Origin of the sequence: Aerosakkonema sp. BLCC-F183 (genome assembly GCF_041929145.1) — a bacterium.
GTDB lineage: Bacteria > Cyanobacteriota > Cyanobacteriia > Cyanobacteriales > Aerosakkonemataceae > Aerosakkonema.
Map to the genome: position 1 here is coordinate 59,929 of NZ_JBHFNU010000031.1, position 15,471 is coordinate 75,399.

Genomic DNA, 15,471 nt, shown 5'->3' on the forward strand with positions numbered 1-15,471 from the left:
GTTTAAACATTTTTAATTTGAGGTAAAGTTATGTTAGAAAATTTGATTAATTGGCTCCTGATAGCAGGGCAGCTTTTGCTGAAAAATAGCGGTTGGATGGCTTGGAACTTGTTTTTAGCTTTGCTACCTTTTGCTTTAAGTGTGTGGCTATTTACCCGACCAAGGTCGCGCTATTACTGGTGGATCGGTTTGTTGCTTTTAGCGACATTTTTGCCCAAGGCACCCTTTATTTTGGAGTATGCGATTCGCTTTATGCGAGATAATCGCACTAATTATTTGGTTTGGGCTATTACTTTAATTTTGATCGCTTTGGATATTTGGCTATTACGCAGTTCGCGATCGCGTTCTTTTAAGTGGTGGTTTGGATTCCTTGTTTTTATCGCTTTTTTACCAAACGCGCCCTATGTTTTGACGGATATCATTCACCTGATTGAAGATATTCGAGAAAATTATTCGGTTTGGATAATTACTCTGGTTCTTATTCCTCAGTATTTGCTGTTTATCCTAGTGGGATTTGAAGCTTATGTCTTGTCTTTGATTAACCTGGGAAACTATTTAAAACAACAAGGTTGGGGCCAATTTGTGCTTGGGGTTGAGTTGCTAATCCACGCTCTCAGTGCCATCGGTATTTATTTAGGAAGGTTCTTGCGCTTCAACAGCTGGGATCTGGTTACAGAACTGGATAATGTAGCTGGCAGCGTGGTGGATGATTTAACAGCAAAACGTCCTATTTTGCTGATGACGATTACCTTTGCGATCGTTACAGGTTTGTATTGGCTGATGAAGCAAGTGAGTTTGGGAATAATGCTCAGAAACAGTCAGGCAATCGCTCATAGCGAAGAAAATTACAACGCCGACAGATCGAATGCTCTTTAGAAAGCGGGGGAAGTCGGGAACTCACAAGTTAAAAAGAAGAAGGTACGAGAGTAGAAGAATTAATATTTTCCCTTTTCCCTCTACCTTTTCCCTCTACCTTTTCCCTCTGCCGCTTACCCCGACGCCCTAACCCCTTTTTTTTTGTCTTTTGACTTTCGACTTTTGACTTCGTGCTGCTTCCAGGAGCAAGCGTTGTTCGGCACGAGCTATAGAGGTGTAAGTACGCTCAACAGCATCCAAACTGACAGAAATTGAGGATATGCCCCACTCTACGAGGCGATCGATCAGTTCCGGATACTTGGCTGGTGCTTGACCGCAAATCGAACAAGGAATACCCTCTTGTTTCGCTGTTCGGATCAGTTGAGCGATAGCTTCCATCACTGCCGGATGCCGCTCATCAAAACCTATTGCCATTTCGGCTCGATCGCGATCGGCTCCCAGCAGCAATTGAGTCAGATCGTTAGTGCCGATCGAAATCCCCATGCACCCCGCCTTAATGTAATCCGGCAACAAAAATAGGATCGAAGGCACTTCTGCCATAATCCAAAGTTGAAAATGAGATTGATGGAGCAATCCTGCCTGCTCTACACGACTGCGACAGAAAGAAAACTCCTCAACCGTGCGAACAAATGGCAAGAGCAGGTTAACATTCGTGTAGCCGGATTGGTAAACCTTAACCAATGCCGACAATTCTACATCGAACAAAGATGGGTCTTGCAGGTAACTGAATGTCCCTCGCATCCCCAACATCGGATTAACTTCGGAGGGAAAAGAAGGCGCTAAAGATTGAAATTCATGCGATCGCCAATCCAAAGAGCGATAAAAAACAGGACGTGGGGCAAAAGCAGCGGCAAATTGACAGATAGTTTGAGCCATTAACTCAACGAGCTCTTGTTTTCGTCCCGAAGTCAGCCAGCGACCGGGGTGTTGTCCTTGCAAAACTTCTAACATCATCAGTTCTGAGCGCAATAACCCCACGCCATCTACCGGTAAACTGGCAGCACGCTCAATAGTACTGGGCTGACTCAGATTAACGAGCAATTGAGTAGCTACGATCGGCGAAGTAGTAGCGGTGATTGGCAATTGGATATTGGGCATTAGACCTTGGGTATTAGAGATCGGCAGTTGTGCATCGGGCAATTCTGGCGTGTTGTGCAACACCCTAGAAATAGGATGTTGGGGATTGTAAATGAAAGGTTTTCCTACTTCTGTATGCCCCGTACCGGATACACTAGGCTCCATACTCCATTCCCCTTTTTCCCTGATGATGCTTGGGAATGCCGTTCTTTCTTTTCCAAGTAAATAAATTTCTCCTCGATCGCCATCCACCAACACAAATTCGTCGGATTGAATACTCTGAGTGGCATCCCTGACGCCGACTACCGCCGGAATTCCCAGTTCTCTGGCAATAATCGCCGCATGGCAAGTCATGCCCCCCTGTTCTGCTACCACTCCAGCTGCGTGTTTGAGCAGGGGTAGCCAATCTGGGTGAAAGGTTTTGACTACCAAAACTCTACCAGTTGAAGTAATTTCGGGGTTATGGCTGAAGGAAGCGATCGCTTGAGCCGGTGCGATCGCTCGTCCTCCAGCTGCCCCTATTCCCCTCAGCGGATGAGCGACTGAGGGCGCTTGACTGGAGCTGATTGATTGGGCATTCGGAGCGGAATGAGTGGTGAGGAATGAGTGTTGAGTTAAAATACTTTCTTCTACTGCTTGTCTGCTTGTCTCGTTGTCCGCTTGTCTCCCTTTTTCCCCTGAATCGAAGGCAAGCGAGGTCGATTCCATACTACCCATTTCCTGGGCACTACGAACTTGAGTAATATACAGTTCGGCTGCTGAACTTTCAGAACCTTTGGCTGTGAGCGTCCACTCTACCGTGAAAGCTGGCCCTATTTCATCTGTCAGCTGCTGAGCCAGCCGAATCAATTGCTTGAGATATTTTTCTTCCAAGGCGTAGAGTTGTTGTTGCTCCTCGCCGATCGAATAGGTTTGTAGAGGTGAACTTAAGCCGTTTTTACTTTCGATTCCCTGCCAGGAGGGCAGTTCCTTGAGGTTATAAGCCAGAGTTTTTATGCCCAGTTGTTGCATCAGCACTGTACCGCTTTCTGGCTGCACTTGGTAGTAGTCGGGTAGGACTTCTCCTTTGATCAAAGCCATCCCCAGTCCGCAAGTGGCTTGAATTTCCCATAAGTTTGGGCTCGCTTGCACCAAACCGGCAGCGAGGCTGTTGTAAAGCGGCTGTACTAAGATAGCTAGGTTAATATGCTGGATTTGGATACCGTTACGCCGCCAGTACAGCAGGCTTCTGGCTCTAAATAGCTCTGCCCATACTCGTTTGATGGCGGCAGCTAGTGCCTCCTCGTGGCGATCGCAAACGTGGGCTTCCAGCAGTCCGGAAATCTTCAGGTCAGAAGTCACCCCTGTTTCCGATGGCAATGCGAGGGAGGGGCGCAGAATTAGTGCCGATGCTTCTATACCTGCTGAAAAAGATGCTAGTGCCGTTTTCCATTCCGTTGGTAGGGTAGCTGTGGTGATTTCCTGACGGATGGCTCTAGCGACTAGCTGCAACTGTCGCGGATTATCAACATCGAGATGCAGCGAGGAATTTGGCAGATCCGCGAACAGGGGGTCAAACCAGTCTATCTTCTCTAGAAACTCGCGCAGTAGTGATGCTTCGATCGCAAAACCGGGTATGACAGGATAACCCCTCTGCGCTAAGTGGCTGAGGTGGAACGCCTTTTCCCCTACCTGGAGGCGATCGCGGGGTTGAATCTGGTTGAGCCACAGGAAATTATCCACAGAGATTTACAACCGTTGGAGGAGCCTTTCTATTTTCTTAACATTTATTTTCTCTTTTCTTTTATGTGGTTTTACGTGAAATTGCGGTAATCTCTCTTTCTGCTAGTACAAAATAATTTACGGGACTGAGCGAAGAATGCTTGGGCCAACTCCAAGCAGTTTGAAAACGGAGCCCTCATCTCTCAAAAAGCTGATGGATGACTGCTGAGGGATCGATGCTGATAGCTAGTTAACGACAGGGGTGAACTACCACACACCGATCGCGCTAGGCGGTACAGTGTGAGGCTTCTGCTGCTTCAGCTAAAATGAGGCAAGCGTTTTGCCGCTCTGATTTGGTAAGCCTTGAGTTTTCCGCTCTACACCGACACCCTAGCGTTCCTCCCATAGGAGCGTATCAACACCACTAAAGGAGTAACTTTTCCATGACACGAGCGATTAATTTTGTAATTATTTTCCTGGTTTGCTTAGGTCTCGTTTTATTCAGCTTACAAAATACCGATCCTGTTGTTATTAAACTTTTCAAAGGAATTGACATACAAGCACCTTTGTGCATAGAAATGATTGTCACAATGGGGCTAGGAGCGGTGCTGGCGTGGATGTTTAGTATTTGGTCTCGACTGCTGCGATTGCTGGAATCTCGCAAACAAATGCGCCAAATCCGCGAGAAAGATAGCCGAATTCAAAAGTTGGAAAAAGATCTCGAACAAATCAAAGCAGAAACTGCCGAAAGTAAATCCGAACTGCCAGTGGGATCGGAATCCGTGAGCGAAGCGGCATGATAGATACAAGCATTGGCTGAAATTTAGCGACATAAGTCTCGGTGAAGGCATGACCGTTCCGCAAGCACAATCAGCGATCGCCTATTCACTCCCGACCGTGAATTACGCGAACCCAACAGGGCCGCAGGTTAGCGCGATCGCGTTGCTAATCGATCTAGCTGAGCGGGGAGAAATTGACCCGTGGGATGTGCAGGTGATCGACGCGATCGATCGCTGTTTGAACGAGATCGCTGCTTTAAGTAACGCCCAGGATGGTTTTGGCATCGCCGACCTGTCTCAATCCGGGCAAGCTTTTGTGGATGCGTCGCTACTGGTATTGCTCAAAGCTAACACCCTGGAGCGTTTGCAATTCGCTGATGAAGACAATCCCGATTCGGAAATAGAGGAAGATTGGTCGGATATCGATGACTCTGACGGGACTGGATTGCCGAGAAATTTGGAGCGTCAGTTACGCAGACGCCCAGCGGCTCAGCCGCCCAGCTATCGGCGAGTAACGCTGCAAGAGTTAATCGAGCAGTTGCAGTTAGTCGCAGCTGCAATAGCAGAAAAACCGCCGCGCCCCCGTGCTGGATCGACTCGCTCTTATTCTCAGGCTCGCACCCAGGCAGTGCGGGCGGCGCTAGAACTTGTTCGCGAGGAAAACTCTGTAGAAATTGCCGCCGAACTGGAGCGATTTTTGGCAATTTATGGCTCCGGTTTGCTTGCAAAGCAAGATTGGTTGGATCTGGAGCATTTGCTGATGCTGTGGGCTCAAAGAAGAAACCATGAAAATTCTTTAGCTTCTGTCCCAGCCCCCGATGCCGATTCCGCAGAGTCACAGTTACCTCCCCCCTACGCAATCCCCAGTTCCGATCTTTCATCTCAAGAGCAATTGCACGATCGAGTCGGCATTTTCTGGGCATTACTATTGCTGTCGGCTCAATCGAAAGTAGAGTTAGTTCAAGAGGAGTTCTACCAAGACTTGAGAATCCGCACTCTTCGATCGGGGGCTTAGCAGCGAAGATGTGGGTAAATGCGGGTAAATTGAGAGAATGTTCATCAACTGTCGTTGGCAGCTTTGTTTGCAGAAGCCGTCAAGTTTGTATCATCTGTCAGCGATGCGAGCAAAAACAAACCGCTGGCAGAATTGACGGTCTGATTCTGGCATTAACCTACGAGCGGCGAAAGTTTCATCGCTCGTAGGCGCAACATCCGATTTGAAATGTAGTGGCCCAAGGTAGAGAGAAAGATATTTATGAAAGCCATGATTTTGGCGGCTGGGAAGGGTACCCGCATTCGTCCGATTACGTTCACCATTCCCAAACCGCTGATTCCTATCCTGCAAAAGCCAGTGATGGAGTTTTTAGTTGAATTGCTCCGCCAGCACGGTTTCGATCGAATCATGGTCAATGTCAGCCACTTGGCGGATGAGATCGAAAACTATTTTCGCGACGGTCAGCGGTTTGGCGTTCAAATAGCCTATTCTTTTGAAGGTCGAATTGTTGAGGGTAAGCTGGTGGGTGAGGCGATCGGTTCTGCCGGTGGTATGAAGCGCATCCAGGATTTTTACCCTTTCTTTGATGATACTTTTGTGGTACTGTGCGGAGATGCCTTGATTGACTTGGATTTAACGGCAGCGGTGAAGTGGCACAGAGAAAAAGGTGCGATCGCTACTGTGGTAACGAAGTCCGTCTCCAAAGAAGAAGTTCCCAGCTACGGCGTCGTCGTCACTGATGAAGATGGTCGGATTAAAGCCTTCCAGGAAAAGCCAAAGGTGGAAGAAGCCCTCAGCACCAACATCAACACCGGTATTTACATTTTTGAGCCGGAAGTTTTGGATTACATCCCTTCTGGCGTTGAGTACGACATCGGCAGTCAGTTATTCCCCAAGTTGGTGGAAATAAATGCCCCTTTTTATGCTGTGCAAATGGATTTCCAATGGGTGGATATCGGTAAAGTCCCCGACTACTGGCACGCCATTCGCAGCGTGTTGCTGGGAGAAGTCAAAAATGTTGCCATACCGGGACAAGAAGTTGCTCCCGGCATTTACACGGGGGTAAATGTCGCTGTTAACTGGGATAAGGTTGATATTACTGGGCCAGTTTACATTGGTGGGATGACGCGCATTGAAGATGGTGCCAAAATTATCGGCCCAACGATGATCGGCCCTAATTGCTGGGTCTGCAAGGGAGCTACTGTTGATAACAGCATCATTTTTGAATACTCTCGCTTGGGGCCGGGAATTCGCCTGGTAGATAAGCTGGTGTTTGGGCGCTACTGCGTGGATAAAACTGGTGCGACGATCGACGTTCAAGCAGCCGCTCTGGATTGGCTGATTACTGATGCGCGTCAGGAAGTGCCGAATCAAACGCCGATCGAACGGCAGGCGATCGCAGAACTCCTGGGCCAGGATAGCCCTTAAAAGCGAGAAATTCTTCACAATTAGTTCTCTAGAATTAGAGAAAATTACACTACTTTACAAACGGGTTTAAAAGATGTTTTGCTAACGCACCAACATTCTGTTTAAACCCGTCTTTACCATTGGAACAGCAAATATGATACGGGCTGACTTATTAAGCCCAAAATTATCAATCTTACCAAATAAAGTTTAAAATTTTTAGTATGCTTTTCTCCTTGTCCAATTAACCATGCAAATAAAGGGAAACTCAATCTTCCCACAATCCTTAAAACAAATATTTTCGGAAAAAAGATTGCTCCTATATGGTCTACGAGCATTAAAAGAGCAGCTAAAACTTTGATTTGAAATGCGGTCACGTAATATTTTTAAATTTTCAGCATTCAAAATTATTTTTAAACCAATCAACTGCATCTTTTAAAGCTGTCTCAATGGGAGTTTGAGGTAAACCCAATTCTCTGACAGCTTTGGAAGGGTCGTAATACATAGTTTGTTGTGCCATACGAACGCCATCTAAAGGAACGGAAGGCGCTTTGCCTAAAGGCGCGAGAATATTTTCGTCAATCCAAGCTACACTTAAAGGCAACCAAGCGGGTACAGTTTTTTGGGGTGCTGGGATACCTGTAATTTCGGCAAGTTTATCTAATATTTCTTTCAGGGTAAAGTTTTGGTTTCCCAGAATGTAACGATCGCCTGTTTTGCCCTTTTCCAAAGCTAGCAAATGCCCCCACACCACATCCCGCACATCAACAAAATTTAACCCGGTATTCAGATAAAATGGCATTTGCCGACGCAAGAAACGCAGTATGATATCGCCAGTGGGAGTAGGCTTGATATCGAAAGGGCCGATCGGACTGGAAGGATTGACAATTACGACATCTTGATTGTTTTTGACAGCTTCTATTGCTACCTGTTCGGCGAGATATTTAGATTTTTTGTAATGACCGACGAGTTTGTCGAGCGGACTTTGATAAGTTTCGTCGGCGATACCGTCTTCTTTTACGCCAATAGCTGCTACGGAACTGGTGTAAACTGTGCGATCGATCCCCGCCTGACGTGCTGCTGCTAAAACATTGCGAGTTCCTAGCACATTTTGGCGATAAAGTAAATCTTTGTCTGTTTGCCAAAGGGAATAATGGGCAGCTACGTGAAATAATACCTGAGAGCCAACCATTTGCTGCCACAAATTCGGGTTGTTCAAGTCGCCTTTAACTATTTCTATGTCTAAATCGCGCAGGTTATTTAGGGGACTTGAGGGACGCGCTAAGGCTTTAACTGTGTATCCTTGTTGGACTAACAAGTGTATTAGATTAGCGCCGATGAATCCTGTTCCGCCTGTGACGAAGGCTTTTTTGGTCATTTGTTGGTTTTGTGTTTGGGATTTATTTTTTTAACGCAAAGGAACGCAGAGGTTTTCGCAAAGGGACGCAGAGGTTAATTTTTGTTTTTGGAGGGAGGTTTTCGATCGTGGACGATATCGTAGACTACGGGAACGATGATTAGGCTTAGTAGGGAAGATGAGATGAGACCGCCTGCGATCGCTATTGCCATAGGGGTACGCAATTCTGCGCCTGCACCTAAACCTAAAGCGATCGGCATCATGCCTAAAATGGTTGAAGCTGTAGTCATTACGATCGGTCGGAGGCGAACTGGTCCCGCTTTGAGGATTGCTTCGGTACGGCTATAGCCAGAACTGCGTAGTTGGTTGATGTAATCTACAAGTAAGATGGCATTTTTGTTACTCAAACCTAGTAGGAAAACAAAGCCAATTAGCGATATCATACCGAAATCGCTGTTGGTAATTAGCAATGCGAATATGCCGCCTACGAGTGCTAGGGGTAAAGATAAACAAATTACGAGCGGGTCGATCCAGCTTTTGAACAGGAAAATCAGCACGAATAAAATACAGATAGCTGACAGAGTTAAAGTTGTACCAAAACTGCCGAAGATTTCACCGCTGCGAGCAGAATCTCCTCCTAATGCTAAAGTAACTTGTGGTGGTAGAACAGCTTTTGCTTCCGATACTACTATATCGGTGGCTTGTCCTATGGTTAACTCTCGATTTAGGTTAGCGCTGACATAGACTGTTCTTTTTTGGCTGCGATGTTCGATCTGAAAAATTGTGCCATCTTCACCCGTTTCTCCTGTTGTTGTGACATCTTCAAATCCCCGCATTTTCAATAACCGTGCTTTGATTTCTCTAGCTGCTTTGCTAACGGCTTGTAAGTCATCGCCTACTAAAGCAATTTGCAGGGGTTTTTGAGCGCCGAGACTGGCATCGACGAATTGAATATCTTCTACACTGGTGGTAACTCCTGGTATTGTGGGTAATTGTTCGCGAATGCGGTCTTGCACTGCGGCGGTGTGGAGTTGACGATCGCTCTTTAACTCTACATTAAGAATGCCTTTATTCGGTTCGGCTTCGCGAAAACCGACGATGGTAAATACTTTTTCGACTTCCGGCGATTTCAATACTGTTGCTTCTATTTGTTTGGCAACATCGACAGATTCACCCAGCGGATCTGTTTCGACTCCCGCAGATGATTTCAACCAATCCGGTAGATAGGCGGTAGCGTTGATGGGTGCGGTATAACTAATGTTGAATTCGCCACGATCGAGTTTGGGAATAAAGCCTTTGGGAATGAGCGGAATTAGTCCTATCCCAGCAACAAAGCTGAGTGCTGCTATTGCTATTACGATGCTGCGATGTTTGAGAGACCAGCCTAGCAACTGGCGATATCCTTCCGCAAAACTTTGCCAATATCTATTTTCTCTGGGACTGGTTTTTGAGGATTTGGATTTGAGCCAGTAAACTGCTAAAACTGGGGATAATGTCCGCGCTACCAATAAAGAAGTGAGCATTGCTGCTGAAACGGTGATGCCAAAAGGCATGAAGAATTGCCCGATCGTTCCTTTCATTAATGCTATGGGCAAAAATACGGCTACGGCGGTAAATGTTGCCGCTGTAACTGTCAATCCGATTTCGTTAGTAGCGTGGAGTGCTGCTTGACGGGGAGTGTCTCCTTCGTCGATGTGGCGCATGATGTTTTCCACATCGACAATGGCGTCATCGATAATGCTACCGATAACTAAAGCTAGGGCTAATAAAGTAATTGTTTCCAAGTTGAAGCCGTAAATAGCCATGACGATAAATGTACCCAGCAGCGATGCGGGTATCGCCAATGCGGATATCAATGTCGCTCGCAAGTTCCACAAAAAGGGAAAGATGGCTACAACTGAAATAATTACGGCTTCTAAAAGAGCATCGATGGTGGCGTCGGTAGCCGATCGAATATATTCTGCTTGCGTAGCGGCTAAAATTAATTGCACGTCGGGTAGTGCAGATTGCAATCGCGCTACTTCTTTTTCTACTGCGGCGACTACTTCTAAGGTATTGGCATCGCTCTTTTTAATTATTTGAAAAGCTAAGGCATCTTTGCCATTAAATCTTACTGCGGAAGTTTTGGTTTGTTTGGCTGGAGGCGATTGTTCTTTGGCTGAGTTTTGACTTAAAATCTCCCCTCCCTGTAGTACGGGGAGGGGTTGGGGGTGGGGTTGCTCCTCTGCTTCCTCGACAGCACCCAAAAGGTTGACTTTCAAGACTCCTGGCAGTTTGACGATCGCTGTTACAATTTGCTCTTGAGCTATCTTGCTTAACTCAACTAAATTTTTCGATGGACTTTCGATCGCGTAGCTAACAGCAGCAGACTCGTTTAAGTTGAGCGGAAAAACTTTGTAACTTGCTCCTTCGGGGAGATTTAGCTGCTTGAGTCTAGTTTCGACTTGATTTGCAGATTGTTCCAAATTTGTCCCCACCCCGAAGGATAAACTGATGACAGCTTGGTTGGGGTAAATGGAGGAACCCACTCCATCGAGTTTGGGAATCGAGCTGAGGGACTGTTCGATCGGTTGGGTCAGCTTTGCTTCCGTTTCCAGCGCGTCGGTGAAAGGTGCTGTGGCGTTCACCACTACGACTGGAAAGGTAATATCGGGAAGCAGGGCGTATTTGAGGGAACTGAAAGCGAGAAGTCCCGCGACGGCGACGGCGATCCAAAAACTCAAGGTTAGCCAAGGGTATGCGATCGCTAACCTGGAGATATTGAAGCGTTCTCGTAGCGATGTTTTGCGAGTAGTTGCCTTCACCATATCAAATTACCAGCCCACGCACCACAAGCTTACAAGCACTCCCCACTTCCTTACCCTACCTTCGTGACAGTTTATTAACTGGAGGCTATTGTCGAATTACCCTTGACGATATAGTTCTTGCGATATATTTCTCTTGAGAAGTCGCGTCTGCATCGGCGCTAGTCAAAAGTCTTTCGTGCAATGGAGTGAGGAATGAAAATCGGATCTGAGGCGCACAAGCAGTTGTTCTGTCAAAGCTTTATGGCGAGCCATCTTAAGTATGAACCGGAGCAGCTACCTTGGCCAAAACTTGAGGCTGCACAACTGGAACGTCTGCGCTCAATTCCTTTCTGGGATGAAGCTTTTGATACAGAACATAATGCGGGAAAAATGCTATCTGCTTTTGCGGAAACGGTGAGCGATCCACTTTTGCGGGATGCGATCGCGCTACAGGGTATGGAGGAGTCGCGCCACTCTCGTGTGATAGAATTTCTGATTAACTATTACGGTATCGAAATTAAGCCGCGTCCGCCTAAACAAATTCCCGATCGTGTGGAGGAAGCTTTTGTCAAGTTTGGCTACGGGGAATGTTTCGATTCGTTCTTTGCGTTTGGTTTATTTGCGATCGCTCGTCAATCTGGCTTATTTCCGGATCAATTCTTCGCTATTTTCGATCCGGTTATTGATGAAGAAGCCCGCCATATGGTATTTTTTGTCAACTGGGTAGCTTACAAGCAATTTTCTGAGGGTCGAGGCGCAAAAGTACTGCGGGATTTAAATTCTCTATTGTACTACACTGGCTCTGTGCGCCGTCGTTTGGATAGTTTTAAAGGTAGCAAAAAAGGCAGCGGTAAAGGTTTTACAGCTAGCGGTGCGAGTTCGGTTACGAGTAATTTGACGCTGGAAAAGTTTGTGTCAACTTGCATTCAAGAAAACGATCGACGTATGAGCGTTTACGATTCCAGGTTGCTGCGTCCGGAGTTTTTACCGAGAGTTGCTAAAACTGCTTTTGGGATGATAAAACTTTTGCCTAAACGGAATCCCAGCACGATGTCAAGTCCCAATTTGGGATAATGGGTAATTGCAGATTGCAGATTTCAGATTTTAAATAAATTTGAAATCTGCAATTTTAAATTTTTTTACCAATTAGCAATTTATCTATATGAACGTTGATGCAATTATCGTTCCGCAAGGAGCGGAATATAAGTCTGTTCTTCGAGGAGTAAGCCGCTTTAATGGTAAGACACCACCAATTTTTCCCGTTCCGGTTGGTGTGAAACCGTTAACGAGATATTTGGAAAAATGGCAAAAATTAGAATTTTTCGCGCATCATCAGCAACCCAAAGTTTTGTTGATGGGTTTGTGCGGTAGTTTGACACATCGCTATGCTGTCGGCGATGTTGTCGTTTACCAAAGTTGTATTTATGGTTCGGCTGAAGAGTTGCGGGATAAAATGTGCGATCGCGCTTTCACAAAGCTACTTTACAACAATCTGAATGAAAAAGCTGATTTGGTGAGAGGCTTGACAAGCGATCGCATCATTTATTCCGCATCAGAAAAACGCAGTTTAGGTAAACTATATGATAGCGAAGTTGTCGATATGGAAGGCTTCGCAGCTTTAGAAGTTCTCAGTAAAGGTGGTTTTTCCGTAGCGATGTTGCGCGTAGTTAGCGATGATTCGCAACAGGATGTTCCGGATCTCAATTCGGCAATTAGTGCAGATGGTTCGCTACAATCTCTGCCTTTAGCGATAGGAATGCTGCGTCAACCGATTGCCGCAACTCGGTTAATTAGAGGCTCGCTGCGCGGATTGAAAGTGTTGGAAAAAGTGACAAGTTATTTGTTTGTAAAGTAGGGAACCCCACCCCCTAACCCCCTCCCCGCAACGGGGAGGGGGGAAAGAATTCACTACATCTTTCCGGCGACGGGGAGGGGGGAAAGAATTTAGTACATCTTTCCGGCGACGGGGAGGGGAAAGAATTTAGTAATTGAATGCGATCGCACAAATTATTTGCCTACTTTTTCCAAAGTACTTTTCTGACAAATTTACCCTGCTCTTTTATCAGAATTTTCGGCAGATTCTACAGCCATCATGCGGCGCTGCACTAGATGTTCAAATTGGTACATATAGGCGGCGATAACAGTCCAAACGAGCATGGCTGGGCCATAGACAAACCCATTCCAGTGCGAAAACAAGTAGTAGTAGTAGCTGGAGCCCAAAAATGGGTAAAACAAAGCTAAAATACCTATGCTGATCAACGTAGATATTGCTATTACCAGCCAGCCATACAAACCTTCCCAAAAACTCAGCAAACCGGGAAAAAAGCCGCGAGTTGCGCCTATTTCTGGTGAGCGAATGCTGGGAAAGAAACGATCTAAAAATAGATAGAGCCAATGATGAACGAAAGCGATAATCAGAATGGGAGCTAATGCGGCTAGAACGGCAGATAAGACCCAATGTTCCGGTCGCTGTAGAAACCTACCTAAAAAGGAACCCAAATCACCAAATAATTTTGAACCAGATGAAATAAAACGCAACAATACGTAGAGGACGAAGGCGTTCATCCACGCACCGGGGTATGGTATCCAGGCAGGCCATTTCATACGTAAAACCAATACGCAATTATCGCAATCATAGCCGCAGTATTTCTGGAATATGTAGGTGAAAATACTAAAATTTACCACAAATTCAAGACTGAGTGTTGATAGATACCGGGTACACTCTTCCCTTCCAAGCGCCTCCTTTGCCGCGCCAGTGACGCCAAGCGGAGTCTAGGGTCATCAGGGTATATAGGAATGCGATCGCTGGTAAGCAAAAAGACAATAGTGGCGAACATCGATAAAGTTTGAGTGTGGGAAAGTAAGCTATTGCCATCAGCAACCAGGTTAAAATACCTAGCGGGGACACTAACCAATTCCCGGTTAAAATACCTGCGATCGCACTCACTGGCGGCACAATGTAAATTAAAGTCATTCCTATGAGTGTTCCCAATAAAAGCAAAGGCGAATAATTAAGTTGGGTAAAAGCAGTACGCGCCACCATATCCCAAATACTAGATAAAGATGGATAAGGTCGCAAGCTACGAGTTAAATCGGTAAGGCCCAACCAAATTTTACCCGGAGATTTGACTGCTTGTGCAAGAGCGCAATCATCGATTAACGCTTGACGCACTACCTGGATACCGCCAATACGGGTTAAAGTGTCGCGGCGAATTAAGATACAACCTCCCGCTGCTGCTGCTGTGGAATTGTTCGGGTTATTAACCCAACGAAATGGATAGAGTTTTTCAAAGAAAAACACAAAAGCAGGAATTAAAAACTTTTCCCAAAAACTTTCACACCGCAGCAATACCATCAGAGAAACTAAATCTAAATCTTCTTGCTGAGACTTGGCTACCAACTCGCGAAGATTGGTGCTGTGATGTTCGATATCCGCATCTGTTAGCAGAAAATAATCTGGTGTTGGCGTGAGTTTTTCAGCATAACGAATACCTTGTTCAACTGCCCAAAGTTTGCCACTCCAACCAGTTGGTAGCGGTTCGCCAGATACGATATGCAATTGCTGGGATTTGTTTAATTCTTGGGCAACATTTCGGGCGATGTTGGCTGTATTATCGGTGCTGTTATCATCGACGAGGACAATTTTGAAAGAACCTGGGTAATTTTGGAGAAGGTGCGATCGCATTGTCGCGGGTAGCATTTCCGCTTCATTCCTGGCAGGAATTACCGCACAAACAGTCGGCCATTTTTCCGCTTCTTTCGCGGCAAGGTCTAACCGCTCATCCGATCGCCAAAATTGTCCCCAAAAACACAACAATACTATCCAAATTACTAAAGATAGCAAGGTAATCCCCAATCCAACTACGCCGACACTCATTTTAAAATATTATTAACTTCAGCGATTACAATACAATATTATGAAAGTAAATGCAAATGAATAAAATGTCGTCCGAATAGAATTCGCGGTTACAAAAACAAAGTCCGCTCACGCGGACTTTGTTTAGATATTACTGGAAGCTTGCTAACCACATTTTATTTGTGTAGCTACACCTAAAAATCTGTGCGCTGTGGGTATTCAAAATTACGCTGTCCGATTGATTAAATTCCACAGCCAAATAGCAACCAACGCACCCACGACAGCAACAAAAATACTGGGAATGTTGAAAGCGTTGGTAGCCGCAAGCACCAGTTTTCCTGTTGTTAATAAAGTAAATATTGCCCCTCCCAGGAAAGCGCCGACAATACCCAGCACCATCGTAGCCAGAATACCGCCGCCTTGACGACCGGGGTAGATGAGTTTGGCGATCGCACCAGCAACAAGACCCAAAACAATCCAGGCGATAATATTACCCATTTTTTTTGGCTCCTTGAAACTTTCTTACTTAAAAACCTAGTATAGCAACTCAACGAAATATTCCCCTTATCCGGGGACAAAGTTTTTATGTTTAGTTATATTTTTTTACTTAATAAATGGTTACATTCCTTAACGCGACGCTA

The 15,471-nt window shown here is 45.8% G+C and carries 13 protein-coding genes; 6 read left to right on the forward strand and 7 right to left on the reverse strand.

Annotation, left to right across the window (positions count from 1 at the left end):
• Window positions 1-30: 30 nt before the first annotated feature.
• Window positions 31-876, forward strand: coding sequence for a DUF1361 domain-containing protein (locus tag ACE1CD_RS08040; RefSeq protein WP_374822979.1), 846 nt, complete (start codon window positions 31-33; stop codon window positions 874-876).
• A gap of 126 nt (window positions 877-1,002) precedes the next feature.
• Here the strand turns inward: ACE1CD_RS08040 and ACE1CD_RS08045 are convergent, their stop codons facing one another.
• Complete coding sequence (locus ACE1CD_RS08045) at window positions 1,003-3,675, reverse strand: putative PEP-binding protein (RefSeq protein WP_374822982.1); 2,673 nt, start codon at window positions 3,673-3,675, stop codon at window positions 1,003-1,005.
• Window positions 3,676-4,097: 422 nt separating this feature from the next.
• Between ACE1CD_RS08045 and ACE1CD_RS08050 the strand changes: the two genes are divergently transcribed.
• The 3 genes from ACE1CD_RS08050 (at window position 4,098) to ACE1CD_RS08060 (ending at window position 6,855) form a co-directional block, all read left to right on the forward strand.
• Window positions 4,098-4,454 carry a LapA family protein gene (locus ACE1CD_RS08050; protein ID WP_374795606.1) on the forward strand — a complete coding sequence of 119 codons (357 nt, stop codon included), beginning with the start codon at window positions 4,098-4,100 and terminating at the stop codon, window positions 4,452-4,454.
• A gap of 49 nt (window positions 4,455-4,503) precedes the next feature.
• Complete coding sequence (locus tag ACE1CD_RS08055; protein ID WP_374795607.1) at window positions 4,504-5,448, forward strand: segregation/condensation protein A; 945 nt, start codon at window positions 4,504-4,506, stop codon at window positions 5,446-5,448.
• Between the two features lie 240 nt (window positions 5,449-5,688).
• The gene (locus ACE1CD_RS08060; protein ID WP_374795608.1) at window positions 5,689-6,855 is read left to right on the forward strand and encodes a sugar phosphate nucleotidyltransferase; all 1,167 of its coding nucleotides are present in this window, start codon (window positions 5,689-5,691) and stop codon (window positions 6,853-6,855) included.
• Window positions 6,856-6,968: 113 nt separating this feature from the next.
• On the opposite strand, the gene ACE1CD_RS08065 is transcribed toward ACE1CD_RS08060, so the two are convergent.
• The 3 genes from ACE1CD_RS08065 to ACE1CD_RS08075 form a co-directional block, all read right to left on the reverse strand.
• Window positions 6,969-7,208 carry a TraX family protein gene (locus ACE1CD_RS08065; RefSeq protein WP_374822985.1) on the reverse strand — a complete coding sequence of 80 codons (240 nt, stop codon included), beginning with the start codon at window positions 7,206-7,208 and terminating at the stop codon, window positions 6,969-6,971.
• 17 nt (window positions 7,209-7,225) lie between these two features.
• Complete coding sequence (gene hpnA / locus ACE1CD_RS08070) at window positions 7,226-8,209, reverse strand: hopanoid-associated sugar epimerase (protein ID WP_374822988.1); 984 nt, start codon at window positions 8,207-8,209, stop codon at window positions 7,226-7,228.
• 74 nt (window positions 8,210-8,283) lie between these two features.
• A complete protein-coding gene (locus tag ACE1CD_RS08075) occupies window positions 8,284-10,995 on the reverse strand; it encodes an efflux RND transporter permease subunit (protein ID WP_374795611.1) in 2,712 nt (903 codons plus the stop codon).
• Between the two features lie 192 nt (window positions 10,996-11,187).
• Here ACE1CD_RS08075 and ACE1CD_RS08080 point away from each other — a divergent pair, with 192 nt between their 5' ends.
• A complete protein-coding gene (locus ACE1CD_RS08080) occupies window positions 11,188-12,048 on the forward strand; it encodes a ferritin-like domain-containing protein (protein WP_374795612.1) in 861 nt (286 codons plus the stop codon).
• Window positions 12,049-12,136: 88 nt separating this feature from the next.
• Window positions 12,137-12,829, forward strand: a complete 693-nt coding sequence (locus ACE1CD_RS08085; protein WP_374795613.1) for a phosphorylase — start codon at window positions 12,137-12,139, stop codon at window positions 12,827-12,829.
• 191 nt (window positions 12,830-13,020) lie between these two features.
• On the opposite strand, the gene ACE1CD_RS08090 is transcribed toward ACE1CD_RS08085, so the two are convergent.
• The 3 genes from ACE1CD_RS08090 to ACE1CD_RS08100 all read right to left on the reverse strand — a co-directional run bounded on the left by ACE1CD_RS08090 (window position 13,021) and on the right by ACE1CD_RS08100 (window position 15,328).
• Entirely contained in the window at window positions 13,021-13,578 is a 558-nt protein-coding gene (locus ACE1CD_RS08090; protein ID WP_374822991.1) for a hypothetical protein, read from the reverse strand.
• 85 nt (window positions 13,579-13,663) lie between these two features.
• The gene (locus ACE1CD_RS08095; RefSeq protein ID WP_374795615.1) at window positions 13,664-14,851 is read right to left on the reverse strand and encodes a glycosyltransferase; all 1,188 of its coding nucleotides are present in this window, start codon (window positions 14,849-14,851) and stop codon (window positions 13,664-13,666) included.
• A 204-nt stretch (window positions 14,852-15,055) separates the two neighbouring features.
• The gene (locus ACE1CD_RS08100; protein ID WP_374822994.1) at window positions 15,056-15,328 is read right to left on the reverse strand and encodes a GlsB/YeaQ/YmgE family stress response membrane protein; all 273 of its coding nucleotides are present in this window, start codon (window positions 15,326-15,328) and stop codon (window positions 15,056-15,058) included.
• Window positions 15,329-15,471: the final 143 nt, after the last annotated feature.